Source organism: Pseudomonas sp. LBUM920 (assembly GCF_003852315.1).
Taxonomy (GTDB): Bacteria; Pseudomonadota; Gammaproteobacteria; order Pseudomonadales; family Pseudomonadaceae; genus Aquipseudomonas.
Window position 1 is genome coordinate 3,318,089 of the sequence record NZ_CP027762.1, and the last position, 19,845, is coordinate 3,337,933.

Sequence of the window (19,845 nt, forward strand, 5' to 3'; positions counted from 1 at the left end):
CCGATGGGTCGCGACGGCTCATTGGCGCTGATGATGCTGAATGAAGCTGGCTACAGCGGTATTGTTGCCAGCAACCTGGCCCATCTGTGCGAATTGCTCGAAGACGGCGCCGGCTTATTGGTAATTGCGGCGGAGGCGTTGCGCGGGGTTGACCTGGAGCCGTTGCTGGAGCATCTGCATCAGCAGCCGGCGTGGTCGGACTTGCCGATTGTGCTGATGACCCATCACGGCGGCAGCGAGCAGAATGGTTCGTCGCACTTGAGCGGGCTGCTGGGCAACGTGACCTTCCTCGAACGCCCCTTCCATCCCATCACCTTGATCAGCCTGGTGAGCGCAGCCCTGCGTGGCCGGCGCCGGCAATATGACGCCCGCGACCGCTTGATTGACTTGAGTGAAAGCGAGCTGCGCCTGCAACGCACCATGGAAACCCTCGAGCAGCAAGTCGAGGAGCGCACGGCGCAACTGCGCAGCAATGAAGAAGCCTTGCGCCAATCGCAGAAAATGGAAGCCGTAGGTCAGTTGACCGGCGGCATCGCGCATGACTTCAACAACATGCTCACCGGGATTATCGGCAGCCTGGAGCTGCTGCGACGGCGCATTGCGCGCGGCAAGCTCGATGACCTGGACGGCCTTATCGACCTGGGCGTGACCTCGGCCAACCGCGCGGCCGGCCTGACCCATCGCCTGTTGGCGTTTTCCCGTCGCCAATCGCTGGATTCCAAGCCTGTGGAGATCAACCAACTGGTGACCTCCATGGGTGAGCTGCTGCAACGCAGCATCAATGAAAGCATTGTCCTCGACATGCGCCTCGACAGTCAGCTCTGGACTGCCGAAGCTGATCCCAATCAGCTCGAAAGCGCCCTGCTCAACCTGGTGATCAACGCGCGGGACGCCATGCCGGGCGGCGGCAAGTTAGTGGTTGAAACCACCAACCGCCACCTGGACAACGTGTTCACTGCGGCCTACGGCACCTTGAAGCCCGGCGACTATGTCGAGCTGAGCGTTAGCGACACCGGCTGCGGCATTCCAGAGCACCTGATGGGCCGCGTGTTCGATCCATTTTTTACCACCAAGCCGATTGGCCAGGGCACCGGCCTCGGCTTATCGATGATCTACGGCTTTGCCCGCCAGTCCCATGGCCACGTCACCCTTTACAGCGAAGTGGGCAAAGGCACCACGGTGAGCCTGTTCCTGCCGCGTTTTGTCGGTGAACTGCAGGCGCCGGAACACTTCAATCCCGCCTTGGCGCCCTATGCCAATGCGGGTGAAACGGTATTGATCGTCGAGGATGACCCGGCAGTACGCGTGTTGGTCAGCGCCGTGCTCAAAGAGTTGGGCTATGCCTTCGTCGAGGCCGGTGATGCGGACACGGCGCTGCCGATCATCGAATCCGACCAGCGTATCGACTTGCTCATCAGCGACGTGGGCCTGCCGGGCATGAACGGCCGGCAAATGGCGGAAATTGGTCGGCAGATTCGCCCTCAGCTCAAGGTCCTGTTCATCACCGGTTATGCCGAACACGCGGCGGTGCGCGGCGGCTTCCTCGATCCTGGAATGCAGTTGATCACCAAGCCATTCACCTTTGATTTGTTGACGGCGAAGGTGCGGGAAATGATTCAGGCGTGAGGTAGTTGCTGCACGTTACCGCAATATCTGGTGGCTGACAGGCTGGAACCGGCGTTGAGGGATCGGACACGAAGTTTCAAATCGCGACGCATGAAAGGTGCCCGTCGTTAACCTGAAACTTACCTCACGAGTCCCATCATGATCGCTGCCCGCAACCTTATTCCACTGCATCAATGGCCGCTGAATGCTGCACCTGAGCCCCCCACAATACGCCGGTCACGCCTGGCGGATCGGGACTGCAACCCCGCGGGCCCGGACGCGGCTGAGCGTGCGCAAGTCGACGGCGACAGTCAGCTGGCCGGTTATCTGGCGCAAACGCTGCGCGCCGCGGCCAGTAGTGGACGACTGGGCGACATCGACACCATTGCGCCCGCCTCTGCCTTCGGCCAATGGTGGTCACACCTGCACGATTTGATGAAGAGCCCGTACTTTGTCAGTTGGGCAACGCATCAGCAGATCGATCTGTCAAAGCCCATTGAGATCAATCCCCGAGACAACCTCATCAGCGCCTTCGTCGGCGGTCAGCGCAAACCCTTTTCAGGCTTTGAGCATGGCCACCTCTGGACTTCGATGATGGCGCCCATCATGCAAGCGGCAACAGCCCTGACTTCAAGCGCTGGTTATATTCTGAGCCCCTCCAGCCGCACATCGGCACCCTACCGGGCGGTCGCGGACTTTTATGGCGAAGCCATCACGGGGCAAACCCGGGCATCCGCTGAAGCCCGTGCAGCGCAGCTAGAGGCTGCTAAAGCCTTCGGCCTTTCGCGCCCCAGGCCAGACCGCGCTGCCGAGGTGCTGCAACACGAACGGGCCAAGCTGGGCAGTGCTCATGATCACAGCAACGTGGCCTTGAAACTGATCGCTGTCATTCAGCAGATCGACGGTTTGTCCGAACAGTGGCTAGACCGTACCACCAAAGATCCCCTCGACAGCTTGTACCTCTCGCCCTCGTCTGTACAAAGCCGGATTGAGCAACTTATTCGCGACAAAATGGGCAACACCCGCATCACGTTGCATGCCGATTCGCCCCACAGGCTGTTGCAAGCGGACCCTAGTGTCAGTCTGGACAAATACCTCAGCGACAATGGCTGGGACAGGCCCCGCAGCCGCGACGAGCTGTTAAATCTGGGACGGTTACTGACAACGCCAGCCCTTTCGCAGCTTCCCGACGGCAATCTCGGCGGAGCCTTGTCCTGGCCAACCCCATTGAGTGCTGACGATCGTTACAACCTGAGAGATTCCGTGCGTCAGAACACGCTGGGGCTCAAGGGTCTGCAAAATTATCACGAGGCCACCGGTGCACTCGGTTACCTGACGCGCAATCAGCGTTTTGCGCCGTCCGAACTGCACGACCCGCGGCGGTTTATTCAACGCCTGCTCGCTACGCCTGATGCCCAGGCGCTGGGGCTGGCGCTGCAGGAAAAATTCAATGGCGTCTCGACCCCGCAAAGCCCTAACGATTGGACGCTGGCAGCCCTTGGCGCGACCCTGGATGAAGCCGTAAACACCTCGGCGCCAGCCAGGACCGGCGTTGCCGGTTTTGATAGGGCCCGTCATCAACATTGGGGTCAGCATCCTTCAACGGTGGTCGCGGGGCTGGTGACGTATTTGGTTTCCTCGGGCCGTGTCAGCGCCGAATTGGCACCCGTTGCGGCCCACCTGTTGCTGTCACGCCGAGCCCCCGCTTTTTTGGTCAACGACATTCCCGCCAAGGTGACGTGTGACTCACACACCTGGGTCACCTTCAGCACGGCGGTAGCGCGCCTCGAGAGCCAGGCGCCCGGCTCAACGGCGCGTATGACCTTCGCACAGGTCATGCAACGAGCCGATCTGGCACCTGTCACCGACCAGGACCGGCAGGTAGAAGGCATGGCGCGGCGCGATGCGCTCAAAGATTGGGGAGTTGCCCAGGGCTTGCTCCCGCTGAACACGCTGGATAACTACACCGACGAGCAGATGAACCGCGTCTTTGGCGCCTACAGCGCGCGGATTTCAGCATTGGGCCAAGCCTCGAAAGCCTACTCGACACCAATGCCCGAGCGCCGGGCGATGGCGCTGGAGGAACTCAAGCGCGTGTATGGTGACCTGCCCTTCGAGAAAAAATGCATCACCCCATTTGATCAGAGCCGCGACTTCCCCGGGCCGTACTCGGTGCTGGACCTTTACCTGCACGGGCAACTCAAGGCAACGGCATGGACGTCATCCTCCGGTGACGTCGACACACGCACGCTCGCGGGCCATGCAAACAAACTTTCCGACATCAATGCTGTGTTCAACACTGAACTTCAGCGGTACTTCCACGCGGCAGAACAGGCGACGAGCACGCAAATCAAACACCTGATCGCCACACTGCCCCTGGAAGATCGAAAAGCCATTGAGTATGGGAAAGTGACCCTGCTGACCGAGCACAGCATCTCTCATACCGCCTTCAACCAGAACCGTGTTGAAACCAAGGTACCCGACAGCCTGCTGCTGAAAACAGAGCTCGACGGCGTCGTCACTGTTTATCAAGTCAATTTAAGAGACAGCAACATCCGCCAGCGCGAAGAGCTCAAAGACCACCCGATCGGGCGCCAGACTGATGAAGCGGATAAGTGGCGCTACGCGAAAATGCTGCTGGAGGTTAAACCTTCCGGCCGGTATTCAGCGCGCATTGCTGAAGAGAAACGGCGAGCGGGCACACCCGACAGCTTTGCCAGCGAACGGTCCCGCTACATTGCCGACGCCCTGGTCGAAGACCTGAACATCCGGGCGCTGCAGAGTGAGGCGCGGGGTGTGACGACGTTTGATACCGAGGAGCCATTCTACAAAAGAGCCCGCGAATTCATGCTCAACCTGATTCCCCTGCGCTCGGCAATCCAGAACTTTCGAGCCGGCGCCGTGGGCGACGGCATCGTTGACTTGGCGTTCGACGCCTTCGGGTTTGTCGTCGGCGTAGGCTTCGCAGCCAAAGGCGCCAAGGCACTGCAAGCAGGTACCAGCGCGGCGGCCAGGCTGGCCCAGGGCGTGAAGATCGTGGGGCGTGCTGCGCTGAGCGCACTCAACCCGCTGGATGGCGTGGGCAGCCTGATTTCCCGTGCCGCGGGAGGGGTGCAAAAAGGCGGGCTGTATGCCTACAACACACTGCGCGGCAGTGCCGAGAGTTACAGCCTGATCAAGGCGAGTCGACATTTTGATGCCAGCGCAGTGGGCACCTTCAGGCTGGGCGGCGCCATCGCTGAAGGGCCGGCAGTGCTTCAACGTGGCAAGTGGTTTGCCTTCGACACGCTAAGTGGCCAGCCATATGGCAAGGCTCTGGAGGACTTCCAACCCTCGATCAGAGCCAGCGGAGAATTACACGAGGCTCAGCAGACCGCCGGTGAAAGCGCCTGGACCGCCTGGGTTGAACACCACCAACACGGTGCAAACAGTGTGCAGTTCAACCATGGCTATACCCAGGTCGACCCGCTGACGATCAGCGGCTATCGCGCCGGAATGAAATCCGCTGAAGTGATGGCGCTGGCGCGCGCTCCTGGCCGCACACCGGCCGAGGTCGGCGCCTTGGTACGCCAGCGCGAGCGTTTGGCGGTGCAGCACAGCTTCAGCGGGGTCAATGCGTTTTACCAGCACATCAGCGGGGGCGGCGGCACGTTCACGCCCGTTCCCCAGCTGTTCTATCTCAGCCAGACCACCCCGCTCAGCAAAGGCCAATGCGCAGCGATGTCGCGCGTCATGGCGACGGCCATGGAGCAAGGCAAGCACACCCGTTTCGCCGCCAATTTATTCAGCGCAGCGGCCAACCCCACCGCCGCCGAGTCCAGGCAGTTCGTGGCGAACCTGACGCACATTCAAAAGCAACTGGATACACCCACGCAGTTTCATGCCGGTGCGCCCGTTCGCAAAATGGGCTACGCCCAACTGATGGATGACATTGCTGACGCCAGCGGCCCGAAGACCATGATGATCGGCACCGCCGACCACGCCATGATGATCGGCACGCAGGGCGAAGGCGTCGCCAAGCGGTTTTTTTATTACGACCCCAACTACGGCCTCGCCGAGTTTACGAACGCTGCCGCCATGAAGAAGAGCCTGGGCAAGCTGTTTACCGACAAACACCTGCCGTTGCCCTACAAAACCGCGGGCGGAGACCCCACCCGGCTAGAGTTCAACGTCAGCACTCACAGTGACGCATGGAAGAAAACCAACGATATTGCCGACGCACATGTTCAGTCGCTGTTCGACGACGCCCTGGGTGCGAAGCCTTCGGTCGCTGATGCGGCTGTGCAGCCACCGCTCATAGCCAACAGCGCCAGTAAGCCCGCCGTGCAAAACGTTGAAGTGTTCGTGGCCGAGGCGAAAACCCTCGATGACCCCACAAGCATCCTCAGCACCCATGGACTCGGTGACTGCTCGGCACTGGTGGTGCTGACCGATCTGCACGACGGGGTGTACCACAAACGCACCTTGGTGCACTTGAACGGCAGCAATCTGGAGGCGCCTGTGGGGGCTGAGCACAATGCCTTTGCCCTGCTCCAGCAGCTGGACAGCGCATTGGAGAATGGCGGCAAGGTCATTTTTGTCGGTGGCACCGCAACACGCTCATCGCTGATGGTGGGCAGGGTAATAGGCCAAGTCGATAGCAACGGTAACAAACCGTTGTTATCGATCCTGCAAAAGAAAAACGTGTCCGTGACCTACGCCAGCTCCGTCGGGGTAGAAGTCTATCCCGATGGCAATTTCAAGCTGCGTGATGATGAGGGGGCGGGCGTGTTCGACCGCTCGAAGATCAACGAAATTCTGGACTGGGCGCGCGACTAAGCCGGTGAATGCTGCCAGGGACGGTGATACGCGTCCCTGGCACAGACCGCACTCAAGCCAACAATCGCTGGATATGCTCCTGCAGCGTATCCAGATCAAACGGCTTGGCCAGGATCGGCGCGTTACGCGTGATCGGGCTGTTGCAGTCGAGGATTTCCTGCGGATAACCGCTGATAAAGATCACTTTCAATTCCGGTCGCAACTTGATCGCCGGTTCAGCGATCTGTACCCCGGAAATTCCGCCCGGCAGGCGGTAGTCCGTGACCATCAGGTCCAGGTGCGGCTTGGTCGCGAGAATTTCGAAGGCTTGCTCCCCATCAATCGCCTTCAATACTCGATACCCCAGCCCGGCCAGGTATTCACCCAGCACGAACATAATCGATTCGTCGTCCTCGACGATCAGAACAACATCTTGTGCATCTTCACTCATGGGAAGCCTTTGTCCGGTCAATTGCTGCAGTTACGACCATCGGGTCACGCAGAGGTTGCGTCGAGCTGACGATAGATTTCACGCCGGCGTCTCAAGGGGCAGGCATACCCGAAACAAGGCGCCCTCGCCTATCTGGCTTTCTACCTCGATGGTGCCGCCGTGGGCCGCCACGATCTGCTCGGAAATAAACAGCCCCAGGCCCAGGCCAGCCGCAACATGGCTGGCGGAAACGCGCTCGAACTGCTGAAAAATTCGCTTCTGGTTGTCTGCGCTGATGCCGATCCCGTGATCGCGCACTTCAACCCTTGCCTCACTATGCTCGGTATACACCCGTACTTCCACCGGGCTTTTGGCCCCGTAGCGCAGCGCATTGGTCAGCAGGTTGGAAATCACCTGCTCGATGCGGAACTCATCCCAGTTGCCTTCTACCGGCCCCTGAACCTCCAGGTGCATCGACGACTCGGCGGCGGCCACTTGTGGCGCGAAGTTTTCCACCAGGTTGTGCACCAACTGGGTCAGGTCAAACCGCGCCGGGCGAATCGACAGCTTGCCGGTGCGGATGCGTGACACATCGAGCATGTCCTCGATCAGCCGAATCAGGCTTTTGATCTGCCGCTCATCGCGATCGACCATGGCGTGCATCTTGTCCAGGGTGAACGCGGCGGCGTTGTCCCGGGCCAGGTGCATTTTGCGCAGTTGAGTCTCCAGGATGAGCCCGTTGAGCGGCGTACGCACCTCATGGGCGACGATCGACATGAAATCGTCACGCATGCGCACTGCCTGCTCCAGCTCGGCCTGGGTGGCCTGCAGGCGGGTCAGCAAGAGTTCCTGCTCGCGGCGGCTGCGCTCCAGCGCTTCGACCTGCAGCTTCATCGCCTTGCTCTGGCGGTACAGGTCGACGAACACGTTGACCTTGCTCTTGACCGCATGGATGTCCAGCGGCTTGTGCAGGAAGTCGACGGCGCCGCTTTCATAGCCCTTGAAGGCATAGTTGAGTTCACGGCCGGCAGCGCTGACGAACACAATCGGGATGTTTTTGGTCTTTTCGGTGCCGCGCATCAGTTCGGCCAGCTCGAAACCATTCATGCCGGGCATCTGCACGTCGAGAATCGCCATGGCGAACTCGTGCTCCAGCAACAGTGACAAGGCCTCGTCGGCGCTCAATGCCTTGTAGACCTGGCGATCCTCGCGCTTGATCAGCGCTTCAAGGGCCAGCAGGTTTTCCGGCAGATCGTCGACGATCAGCAGTTTGGCCTGGACAGTACTTAACATGGGGAAGATTCCAGCAAAGCCAGCAACGAGCCAATTTGGCTCAGAGTCAGAATATAGTCAGGTGTTTGCAGGGCCAGGGCCGCCAGCGGCATCACGGCGATGCGTGCATCCTTGGGGTCTTGTACAACGGTGGTCCCGCCTGAGCGCTTGACGTGCGCCAGCCCGCGGGCACCGTCCTGGTTGGCGCCGGTCAACAAAATGGCCAGCAGACTTTTGCCGTAGGCATCGGCGGCTGACGCAAACAGATAGTCAATGGAGGGCCGCGAATGGTGTACGCGGTCTTCCTGGCTCAGGGACAGGCTGCGGTCATGCTCCACCGAGAGGTGATAACCGGGCCCGGCGAAATACAGGGTGCCCGCCTCGATCACTTCCTTGTCACGCGCTTCACGCACCGGGATTCGCAGGCGCCGGGCAAAGACCTCGGCCAATTGGCTGCGGCGTTCGTCCGGCAGGTGCAGCACCGCGATGATCGGCAAGCCAAAGCCCTGGGGCAATGCACCAAAAATAGTCAGCAACGCCTCGACGCCGCCAGCAGAAGCGCCGACGACGATGGCTTCAATCCCGACAATCGGGTTGGCTGCAACGTCGCTCATGATTTGCGGTAGATCCGTTCCTGCTTGACCAAGGGTTCGAATTGTTTGCTGTAGGCGGAAAAATCCAGGGTTTCCTTGCTGCCCAGCACCAGGAAGCCGCGATGACACAGCGACTCGTGGAACAATCCAAACGCTCGGTCTTGCAATTTTTTATTGAAATAAATCAGTACGTTACGGCACGAAATTAACTGAGTTTCTGAGAATACACTATCGGTCGCCAGGCTGTGGTCGGCGAAGGTCACATTCTCGCGCAGGGACTTGTCGAAGATCGCGTAATCGTAGGCCGCGGTGTAGTAGTCGGCAAATGAACGCTGTCCGCCGGCCTGCTGATAATTGGCGGTGTAGGCGCGTACGTTCTCCAAAGAAAAAATGCCTTGCTTGGCTTTGTCCAGCGACGCCGGGTTGATGTCCGTGGCGTAAATGATCGTACGCTCCAGCAACCCTTCCTCGCGTAGCAGGATCGCCATGGAGTACACCTCCTCGCCCGTGCTGCAGCCGGCAATCCAGACCTTGATCGACGGGTAGGTTTTGAGCAGCGGCACCACTTCCCGACGGATCGCCAGGAAGTGCGACGGATCGCGAAACATCTCGCTCACCGGGATCGTCAGGAACTGCAGCAACTGCATGAACGCGGACGGGTCGTGCAGCACGCGCTCCTGCAACGCCGAGATCGTGGCGCAATCGAACTGGCGCAAGGCATGGGCCACGCGTCGTTTGACCGACGCACCGGAATAGTCGCGAAAGTCGTAGCTGTACTTGAGGTAAATCGCCTCAATCAACAGGCGCAGCTCAATATCGCTGCTTTTATCCAAAAAACGTTGCTCCACTTAAATACGTTCCATCTTCGGTAGCCAGACGCGAATCAGCGAGAACAGGCGGTCCAGGTCAATCGGCTTGGCCAGGTAATCGTTGGAGCCCGCCGCGAGGCAGCGTTCCTGATCGTCCTTCATGGCCTTGGCCGTCACCGCAATGATCGGCAGCTTTTTCCAGCGCGGATCCTGGCGAATCAAGGCGGTTGCCTCGTAACCGTCCATCTCCGGCATCATCACGTCCATCAGCACCAGATCGATGTCGTCAACTTCATTGAGTTTGTCGATGGCTTCACGGCCATTACGCCCGATCACCACCACCGCACCTTTGTGCTCCAGGGCGCTGGTCAGGGCGAAGATATTACGCACATCGTCGTCCACCAACAGGATCTTGCGGCCCTCGAAGACCTTGTCGCGGCTGCGGGCGGTCTTGAGCATCTTCTGGCGATCATGGGAGAGCTGGGATTCGACTTTGTGCAGAAAGAGTGTCACTTCATCCAATAGGCGCTCGGGTGAGCGCGCGCCCTTGATGATGATCGAGCGCGAATACTTGCGCAGTTCGGCTTCTTCATCGCGGGTCAGGTTGCGCCCGGTGTAGACAATCACCGGCGGGAACGAGCAGATATCCTCGGTAGCCATGCGCTTGAGCAGCTCGTTGCCGAGCATGTCCGGCAGCTTGAGGTCGATGATCATGCAGTCGTAGACATTGGTGCGCAGCAGGTCCAGAGCGGCCTGAGCATAGCCGACGTCGGTGATCTCAATGTCATCATCGCCGATCAGGCGGGCAATGCTGTCACGCTGCAAGTCATCGTCTTCCACCAGCAGCACGCGCTTGACCTTTTGTGTCAGTTTGGCTTCCAGACGCGCAAACACATCCTTGAGCTCTTCGCGGGTGGTGGGCTTGACGGCATAACCGATCGCGCCCATGTGCATGGCGGCTTCGACGCGGTCTTCGACGGATATCACGTGCACCGGGATGTGGCGGGTGCTGGCGTGTTCTTTCAGACGTTGCAGCACGGTCAGCCCGGAATGGTCGGGCAGGCGCATGTCGAGCAGGATCGCGTCGGGAATGAACTCTTCGGCCAGGCTGTAGCCTTCGTCCGCACCGTGCGCCACCAGGCAGTTGTAGCCCAGCTCATGGGCCAGGTCGAACAGGATGCGCGCGAAATTCGGTTCGTCTTCCACCACCAGAATGCATCGGGTGGTGAACGGCGCTTTGTCACGGTCATCGGCAAACCGCGGGATCTGTTGAACGTCGGCCACCGGCAGGGGTGAGACCGCCACGGGCTTGGGCGCAGGGGCCGTTACGGCTTGGCGCGGCTGCTCGACAGGTGCGGCGCCCTCCTCGCGTTCGACGTACTGCTCTGGCAATACCAGCGTGAACACACTGCCTTTGCCCGGCTCACTGCTCACGCTGATATAGCCGCCGAGCAATGTCGCCAGGTCGCGAGAGATCGACAAGCCCAGCCCGGTGCCGCCGTAACGACGGTTGGTGGTGCCATCGGCCTGGCGGAACGCTTCGAAAATGCTTTCCTGCTGGTCCGGGGCAATGCCGATGCCGGAGTCGCGCACCGTAAAGGCAATGCCCTCGCCCGGCGCCCTGGACACGGACAGGCTGACTTCGCCCTGCTCGGTGAACTTTACCGCGTTGGACAGCAGGTTCTTGAGGATCTGCTCCAAACGCTGGCGGTCGGTGAACATCAGCGTCGGCGCATCGGCCTGAACCTCCACCTGGAAACCCAGCTTGCGGTCGGCGGCCAGCGGCTCGAACATGCCACGCAGGCCGTCCACCAGGCGCACAACGCTGGAGTTTTCCGGGCGCACTTCGAGCTTGCCGGCTTCCACCTTGGAAATATCCAGGATGTCGTTGATCAGGTTGAGCAAGTCATTGCCTGCCGAATAGATCGACTCGGCAAACTTGACCTGCTCGGCGCTGAGGTTGTCCTGAGGGTTTTCCGCCAGCAGCTTGGCCAGGATCAATGAGCTGTTCAGCGGCGTGCGCAGCTCGTGGGACATGTTGGCCAGGAACTCGGACTTGTACTTGCTGGAGCGCTGCAGTTCGTCGGCGCGGTCTTCGAGTTGAAGCTGGGCCTGGTTGAGCTCGACGTTCTTGCGGTCCATGGCGTCGCGCTGCTCGGCCAGGGTCTGGGTCTGCTCGGCCAACTGTTCGTTGGTCTGCTCAAGTTCGGCCTGCTGGGTTTCCAGATGAGCCTGGGATTCCTTGAGGATGCGCGACTGTTCTTCGAGTTCTTCGTTGGCGGTCTTGAGCTCTTCTTGCTGCACTTGCAGCTCTTCGTTGAGCTGCTGGGTTTCGGCCAGCACTTCCTGCAGGCGCTGGCGATAGCGCGCAGCTTCGATGGAGGTGCCGATATTGCCGGCAATCAGCTCCACCAGTTCGACGTCACGCTCGTCCAGTGGGCGCAGGAAACCCAGTTCGATCACGCCGTTGACACGGTCGTCGTCGCTGGTCGGCATCACCAGTACGCTGCGCGTAGCGCCTTCGCCCAAACCGGAGCTGACCTTGAAGTAGTCCACCGGCACATCGTCCAGGCGAATCAGGCGATCGAGCTGGGCCGCCTGGCCGACAATGCCTTCGTCACTGTAGATCGCCTGCTCGCGTTGCTCCTGTTCGCGGGAGAAACCATACGTGGCCACACGCCTGAGACCGCCGTGTTCTTCACGCACATACAGCGCGGCGACCGCCGAGCCCATGTACTGGGCAAAGAACTGCAGGATGTTACGGCCCAGCATGTTCAGGCTGAGTTGCCCCAGCACTTGTTCGGCCAATTCGGTCTGGCCGTTGCGCAGCCAGGCTTGCTGTTCCAGGCGACGCGCAATTTTCTGTTGCGACGCGAGGTTTGCGCTGTAACTGTCTGATAGAGCGATTAAATTCTTGCGACCCACATAGGCAAGAAAACCGCTCAGACCGAGCACAAAGACCAGGTACAACGTGACGCTGACCACCGTCGTACGGGTAACGTCCTGGTTACGGGTCACACGGAACTGCTGCTCCATGTCTACCGCGTCCGCGTATTCCTGGCGAATCGCGTCGGTCAGGCTCTTGCCCCGGCCGGCCTTGACCGCTGCGCGGTAGTCACCGCTCTGGCGCTGCAGGTCAATCATCGATTGGGCGTATTTGTTCCATTCGGCCTGCATGGCCTCAAGACGCTTGAGGCGGTCCACCTGTTGCGGGTTATCCGCTACCAGCTCCTGCAAATTGTGCAAATCGCCAATGATGCGCGGCTTTGCCACTTCATACGGGTCCAGGAAATGCTCGTCGCCGGTGATCAGGAAGCCGCGCAGCCCGGTTTCCAGGTCCACCGTCAGCTTCGAAGACTCATTGAGGTTATTGATGACCCGGTCGGTGTGCTCTACCCACTGGATCACCGACAACAGGTAAGTGATCAGCACGACGAAAAACGCCGCGCTGAGCACGCCCACACCCAAAGGGAGGGCCACGTTACGGCTCAGGAGTTTACGAAAGCTCTTTTCATCGACAGACGACGCGGGAGTCATGGGCATGCCTTGGCCAGGTATGGAAAAACTGGGAGTTTGCCCGAATATCGACGGCCAAGGCTATGTTTCTGCATTGATTTGAGGTGACTTCCTACGCTCTAAACGTGAATTTCCAAAGGATTCTGTCCGAATTCATCAATTCATTTACACAAATAAATACAGGTACGTGGCGCCGTGCTGGAACGAAATTTCCTCGTTTCAGCACTCAGGTGTGCGCCTCAGGAACACGGAAGATCTTTTGGGAAGGCGTCTTTTTAACCCAGCAAGGTAAACCAGATGACCAACACGAATGCAGTACAGCAAACCTTCAGGCTACAGTTGGCGCCGATGGCCAAAGCGCCTACACCGGCTGCGCTGAACGCCGCGACCGGCGCCGCCAACGATGACGTAACGTTGCTCGCCGAATATATCGCTGCCCTGCAGAACAAGTTGAAAGGCGTCGATGAAAAGATCGAGGTGCCAAAAAACACGCTGCTGGGTCAGTGGTTGACCCTTTATCACGCTCAGCTTGAGCGTCCGGTTGTACAGGAGTGGATGCGCCAGCAGCACATCGATCCTGCCACCGTCAGCATCGTTGCCAGCACCGGCGTGTTGCATGCCACGGTTGATGGCGTAGCCAGAAGATTTACCCTGAGCGACACCCCAGGCTGGAAGGCTATCGCCGAGCCAATACTGGCAGCGGCGCGCGTCATCACGCCCACGCCGGAAACCCCGTTGCACCTGTCGTTCGAGAATGGCGTCCTGAAGGTGCCTCTGGCGGTTGTGGGCGATTTTTATGGTCAACCGCGCATGGACGGTGACGAGGTTCAGGTAGAACGCGAAATCCAGATATTGATCGCCACCAAGCGCCTACGCCCTATCTCGGCAGGCGACCCGTTGCGACCTGCCGCGACCCGCTCTGTGCTGGCAATTGCAGATCAACGGTTAAGTGCTGAAACGTTCTATGCCGCCAAGCCCCAGGACGGTAGCGCCACAGGCACGGCGGTGCTGACCAAAACGGTAAAACACCTCATAGCAGACAAGGCAGATCTTTACGACTTGGCCGTCAAGCTTAGGTACGCAGCCACCCAGGGTGATGGTCAGCCTGCTACCGCTGCCCAGATCGCATACAGTTTGAACAATGAACGGTTAGTCCCTTTTGTCGGTTCGACATACGCCATGGCGCAAGGCCCGGCGCCCACATTGGCAGTAGCGCTGACCGACCTCGGCCTGGCACTTCCGCGCACCATGGAAGAGCTCACTGCGTTGGCGACCACGTTGGAGCAGCAGTCGCAATTGAGCCCTCTGGGCAATCTGGGTGGCGCACTTTCCTGGCCAATTCCGATGTCGCAAGCCGATCAACAAAAAATGTTGGATTTCCTCTACAGCGCCGAGCCCGGTGCGCCCGGCGGGGCATTGTCACCTGACAGCCAGGCGACGCTCGGTTACTTGATCAGAGGCAGTGCATTGACGGCGAACGATTTGCAGGACCCAGAAAAGGCCCTGCAAAAACTGCTCGACACCCCCAGGGCCCAGGCGTTGGGTAAAACCCTGCAAACGCAGATGAACGGCGCCTCCTCGGACAGCAGTATCTACGACTATCTATTGACCGCGCTCAACCTTGGAATGGATCCAAAGTCCTATCTCTCGCGTGAACGCAACGTGGTGGGCGAATTTGACCTGGCGGACCCGCAGCATTGGGGTCATTCACCCTCCTCGGTCATTGAAAGCCTTGGCCAGCATCTTGTCGCCACCCAAAAAGCCACGGTAGATACCGCCAAGCTCGCCACTCACCTGTTGTTAGGCCATACGGCCCCGCAGTTTCTAATTAAAGATATTCCCGGCAACCTGACCGTCGGCAGCCAGGCGTGGGCTTTCCTGTCGATTGCAGCGGCAACTATAGAAGCCGAGCGACCTGGCGCTGTGAGGCACATGACGTACGCCGAGGTCATGCTGGAGTACAACGCCTCCAAAGGCCGATCACCCGCTACCGAATACGCCCAAAGTACCGCGCTGGTTGATTGGGCTGTCGCCAACGGCGTCATTGCAAAAAATGCTGACGACACCTATACGCCCGCACAACTCGACAGCATAAAAAACAGCTTCAACCAACAACTGGAAGAGCGGCTCTCGGCTTCCAAAATGCTCTACGGAGCAATACCGACGCGAAAAGAAATTGCCCTGGCTACATTAAAGGAACGCTTTGGGGATCTGGGCCCGGTATTTGAAAAGAAAGTGTTGGGCACTGATAGCTATCGCGGCACCGAGGACCAAACCGGGTTGGTCGGCCGACATTCGATGTTGGATATCGCCATGATGGACATGCCGAATCCGCGTCCTTGGAGGTCAGACGACCCCAGCATCCCATTGGAGCAGCTCAATGCAGCCCCGATAGTGGGTGTACAGAAAGCCTTCGATCAGCAGTTCACCCAAGCGATCTGGGATAAAAAGACCGGCACTAACGCCACGGTCAGGCATATGATCGCGCAGCTTCCACTCGAAGACAGACAAAACTTTGAGTTTGGAAAAGTCACTGTCTTTGAAGAGAGTTCACATCGGCTGGGCATGGGCTTTTTACCGAATAACACGGAGCACCAAAAAGAACCAGGGCTGATATTCCGAACCGAACTGAATGGTCAGTCTCAAGCCTACGAAATCAATTTAAATGAAAGCACGATCAAACAGATCAATCTGAGCCGGGCACACACCAAGGTGTCGAGAGTAGCCAACCAGGTGCATGAGACCAAGGAAATCACGTTCAACCATCACGTGCATGACTTGGGTACAGAACGTGGCGTGCTGGCATTACCTATGGATAGCTTTAACAGCATTCGATCTAACTTGATTGCCAGCGCATTTGTTGATCACCTCGAACTTGATGACCCCAGCATAAAAGAAGACGCCCGCGGGCAAACCACCCTGGATACGTTACAAGGCGGGCCCAAGCCACTTGACGATTTTTTGTTGAATCTGATCCCGTTCAGATCAGCCATTGTCAATTTCAATAGCGGCAACTACGGTGAAGCAGCCCAAGACCTCACCATGGATATATTCGGCTTTCTCACTGCCGGCGCTGCAGTCGCAGGCAAGCTGATCAAGATCGGCCGCTCAGCGCTCTCCATTGGCTCCAAGGTACTGAGTGGCACCCGCGTCATTGGTGCCGAAGCCATTTCCCTACTTAACCCTCTCAGTGGCTTGAATGAAATGGCGGCGCAGGGGGGCAAGCTGCTGCTCAAAGGCGGGCGTTACGCACTGAACAAAAGTCTTGAAGCCGTTAACAAACTCAAAGGGGCTACCGGTAGCTATGACCTGCTTAAAGCCGCGAGTAAAAGCCAGGGCATAACAGCAACGGGCACCTACAAGTTTTTGGAGCAACGAGTGGACGTGGGCGCGACCCTACAGAACAATAAATGGTATGCCCTTGACCCCCTCAGCCAGAAACCCTTTGGGCAACCGCTGCTCGACTTCAAACCTGTCACTGTTGCTGGGAATGGTGAGATAAACCACAACTTCATTAACTGGTTGTCCACGTGGGTGGCGCCAACCCCCCGGACCCCTAATCTTGGCGAAGTGTTTAAGAAGGCCATAGATGACGTCAAGCTCAAGGATATCGCCGGTTACAACCGTGGCTACGCTAACCCAAGGGGCCAAACCATAGACGGTTACTACCCCACCATGAACGTGCTTGAACTTAAAGAGCTGGCCATCCTCCCCCGCCGAACCCCCGAAGAGACAGGGGCACTGGCCAAACTGATAGAAAATCTCCAGACCAAAAACAGTCTTGAGTACTCCAGGATGTTTAGCGAAGAAATTGCAAAGGCAGGCGGTAAAGCGATCGGCATGCCGCAAACCTTCTACCTGGCTTCAAACGACATTACTTCATCAGGAGAATGTGCTGCGTTGGCTAACACCATGGCGTTGGCTATTCAGCATGGTAAAGAGCGTGTACTGATCGATAACTTCTTCAAAGCCAGCTTAAATTCCATCGACCCCACCATTACTGGTTTCCGCCGACAACTGAACAGCATGCACCAAGCGCTTCGCGTGAACTTTCACGGCACCAATCCGGTTTCCCGGCAAGCGTACACCGACATTATTACTGACCTCAGTAATAGAACCACATCAACCACCCTCAAGATCAGCACCCAAAATCACGGGCTTCTGGCGGGCGTCATTGTCAATAACAACCAGAAAGAATGGTTTTTCTTTGACCCCAACTTCGGCCTGGCGAAGTTCCCGGACGAAGCTTCTATGCGCAGGGGGCTGGACGCTACCTTGAATAGCGGCTGGAGCGCCGGCACGCTTAAACCGGTTGCCATTAACCACGGCATTCCGGAGTACGACGTCAGCACCTTCAATGACTTGGACTTTCTGGCGACGGTTCCTTACAACAACCCGTACGCACTGTTCAATACCGCGCTCTGATCCACAGGTGACTCACTGGCGTGAATGGCACTTTTGGACGGTGCCATTCATGCAACGCGTCATCCCCCTGGCCGCGGACTTGCACGCGACATTTGCGCCCATTCCCTTCACAATGCCTGCGCCAACGGAACTTGCCGAGATTGACGCGACTCATTAGAGAATGGTCTTTCAACCGCTAAAGACCTGCCCACTTCATTTTTTCGGGAATTTTGATTATGTCCGCCACCCCCTCCACCCTCCTTGTAGTCGAAGACGACGCCATCGTGCGCATGCTGATCGTCGATGTACTCGAAGAATTGGAGTTCACAGTGATAGAAGCGGCGGACGCTGAAGAAGCTTTGAAAGTGGTCGAAAACACTGCACAGGTGATCGACCTGATGATGACCGATGTTGGCCTGCCTGATATGGACGGTAAAGAACTGGCCGCCAAGGTGCGTGAGCTACGCCCTGCCCTGCCAATCCTGTTTGCCAGCGGCTATGCCGAAAGCATCGACGTGCCGGCCGGCATGCAAGTAATTGGCAAACCTTTCTCCATCGATCAATTGCGCGACAAAGTCAAATCCATGCTGCCCCACGCATAGTCCCTCATTTGCCGCAGGCCGCCGGATACGGGGGCATTCCCGACCTCAGCGTATTTCGCCGTTCCCAATGGCGCTGCGCGCTCATTTGCCTGAGCCGCTCGCGCGTCAGGGATTTGCTGCTAGCTTGAATCGATATCATCCGTGAATGCCCAAGCGCGTCATCGTCAACACCTGCGTCAAACCGCAACAGACAGGGGCGCGCCAAGGCGATGATTTACCTCAGTTGGCCTGGTTTGCAGGGATTAACGTGACGTTCGCGAAATAAAACTGGAAACTCGTCGCCTTCAACTCCCGTCAGTCAAAAGAACTCTGGAAGGACGCAACAACATGATTGGAAAACCGACGCGCCTGCTGTTGGCGAGCCTCTCGATATTCATGAGCACCGGTGCCTGGGCTGACTTCACGGCAACCCCCGCCGAAGCACGGGCGATTGCCAAGGAAGCCTACCTGTATGGCTACCCGGTCGTGGCGATGTACAAGACGCTCTACACCCAGGCCGTCGATAAAGGCGGGCCCAACTTCAAGGCGCCGTTCAACCATATCGGCAATACCGCGCAGGTGTTCACCCCCAAGGACACTGCGTTCGCCACCCCGAATTCGGACACGCCCTACTCCTTCGTATGGATGGACCTGCGCAAAGAGCCGTTGGTGTTGACCCTGCCCAAGATCGAAGACAACCGTTACTACTCGGTGCAGCTGATCGACCTCTACACGCAGAACATCGCTTACCTGGGCACCCGCAGCACCGGCAACAACGGCGGCCACTACATGATCGCCGGCCCGGACTGGAAAGGTCAGCAGCCGGTTGACGTGGACCGCGTGGTGTACAGCGAAAGCAATATCGCCTACGCCCTGTACCGCACGCAGCTGTTTGATGAAAAGGACCTGAACAAGGTCAAGCAGATCCAGAACGGCTACAAAGTGCAGCCCCTGAGCAGCTACGTAAAACAGCCTGCGCCGGCCGCGGTGCCGAAAATTGAATGGCCCAAGCCGATGGCCACCATGACCGAAGGCCCGCAGCTGTTTCGTTACCTGAACTTCATGTTGGCCTTCGCCGCCCCTCAGGACAGCGAAAAGGACCTGCTGGCGCGCTTTGCCAAGATCGGCATCGCCCCGGGCGCGCCGTTCAAGGTCAAGGACTTGACCGCAGAGCAGCGCAAAGCCCTGGAAGACGGGATTGCCGACGGCCGAGCCGAATTCGCCGCGTTCAAGAAAGACAAAATCGACACTCACCAAGTGGCCAGCGGCGACCTGTTCGGCAGCCGCGACCGCCTGAAAAACAACTACCTGTACCGCTACGCCGGTGCGGACCTGGGAATTTTCGGCAACTCCCCCGATGAGGCCATTTACCTGAACTACTTCGTCGACAGCGAGGGTAAACCGGCCAACGGCGCACGGCACAGCTACACCGTGCACTTTGACAAGGATCAACTGCCGCCCGCTGAAGCGTTCTGGTCGCTGACCATGTACGACGCCAAGACCAAGCTGCTGGCGCCCAACCTCAAGAAGCGCTACCTGATCAATTCGCGGATGTTGCCCAACCTCAAACTGGACGCCGACGGCGGCCTGACCCTGGCGTTGCAGCACCACGAGCCACCGAAAGCCGAACAGAGCAACTGGCTGCCGGCACCGCCAGGCCCGTTCTACGCAGTACTGCGCATCTACTTGCCCAAGCCTGAAGCAAGTAACGGCCAATGGAAGTTGCCACCGCTGACGCCGCTCAAATAACCCTCGGCTGACAGCCGCGTGCCCGTTCGCCACCGGTTTGCGACCGGGCACGCACCCTGCGGGTCTTCGAAGCGGGTGCGCCAAGTACG

At 58.6% G+C, this 19,845-nt stretch carries 10 protein-coding genes; 5 read left to right on the forward strand and 5 right to left on the reverse strand.

From position 1 onward, the window contains the following. Nucleotides 1-3 precede the first annotated feature (3 nt). Together C4J83_RS15390 and C4J83_RS15395 are read left to right on the forward strand one after the other, a co-directional pair. A complete protein-coding gene (locus C4J83_RS15390; protein WP_372239329.1) occupies nt 4-1,626 on the forward strand; it encodes an ATP-binding protein in 1,623 nt (540 codons plus the stop codon). 138 nt (nt 1,627-1,764) lie between these two features. Further along, entirely contained in the window at nt 1,765-6,423 is a 4,659-nt protein-coding gene (locus C4J83_RS15395; protein WP_124417507.1) for an Mcf1 protease effector domain-containing protein, read from the forward strand. Nucleotides 6,424-6,475: 52 nt separating this feature from the next. On the opposite strand, the gene C4J83_RS15400 is transcribed toward C4J83_RS15395, so the two are convergent. From C4J83_RS15400 to C4J83_RS15420, 5 genes are all read right to left on the reverse strand, one after another. Beyond that, nucleotides 6,476-6,853, reverse strand: coding sequence for a response regulator (locus tag C4J83_RS15400; protein ID WP_003217591.1), 378 nt, complete (start codon nt 6,851-6,853; stop codon nt 6,476-6,478). 78 nt (nt 6,854-6,931) lie between these two features. Further along, on the reverse strand, nt 6,932-8,125 hold the full coding sequence (locus tag C4J83_RS15405) for a hybrid sensor histidine kinase/response regulator (protein ID WP_106579185.1): 1,194 nt from the start codon (nt 8,123-8,125) through the stop codon (nt 6,932-6,934). Next, nucleotides 8,119-8,718 (reverse strand): chemotaxis protein CheB, encoded by a 600-nt coding sequence (locus tag C4J83_RS15410; protein WP_124417508.1) that lies wholly within the window; start codon nt 8,716-8,718, stop codon nt 8,119-8,121. The genes C4J83_RS15405 and C4J83_RS15410 overlap by 7 nt, the downstream gene beginning before the upstream one ends. Further along, a complete protein-coding gene (locus C4J83_RS15415) occupies nt 8,715-9,545 on the reverse strand; it encodes a CheR family methyltransferase (RefSeq protein WP_177410116.1) in 831 nt (276 codons plus the stop codon). Before C4J83_RS15415 ends, C4J83_RS15410 begins: the two co-directional genes overlap by 4 nt. Then, complete coding sequence (locus C4J83_RS15420) at nt 9,546-13,043, reverse strand: response regulator (protein WP_119740336.1); 3,498 nt, start codon at nt 13,041-13,043, stop codon at nt 9,546-9,548. Between the two features lie 276 nt (nt 13,044-13,319). Between C4J83_RS15420 and C4J83_RS15425 the strand changes: the two genes are divergently transcribed. The 3 genes from C4J83_RS15425 to C4J83_RS15435 all read left to right on the forward strand — a co-directional run bounded on the left by C4J83_RS15425 (nt 13,320) and on the right by C4J83_RS15435 (nt 19,756). Then, the gene (locus tag C4J83_RS15425; RefSeq protein WP_124417509.1) at nt 13,320-17,447 is read left to right on the forward strand and encodes an Mcf1 protease effector domain-containing protein; all 4,128 of its coding nucleotides are present in this window, start codon (nt 13,320-13,322) and stop codon (nt 17,445-17,447) included. A gap of 215 nt (nt 17,448-17,662) precedes the next feature. Further along, nucleotides 17,663-18,028 carry a response regulator gene (locus C4J83_RS15430; protein WP_106579181.1) on the forward strand — a complete coding sequence of 122 codons (366 nt, stop codon included), beginning with the start codon at nt 17,663-17,665 and terminating at the stop codon, nt 18,026-18,028. Nucleotides 18,029-18,355: 327 nt separating this feature from the next. Continuing rightward, nucleotides 18,356-19,756, forward strand: a complete 1,401-nt coding sequence (locus C4J83_RS15435) for a DUF1254 domain-containing protein (protein WP_119740331.1) — start codon at nt 18,356-18,358, stop codon at nt 19,754-19,756. The last annotated feature ends 89 nt before the right edge of the window (nt 19,757-19,845 follow it).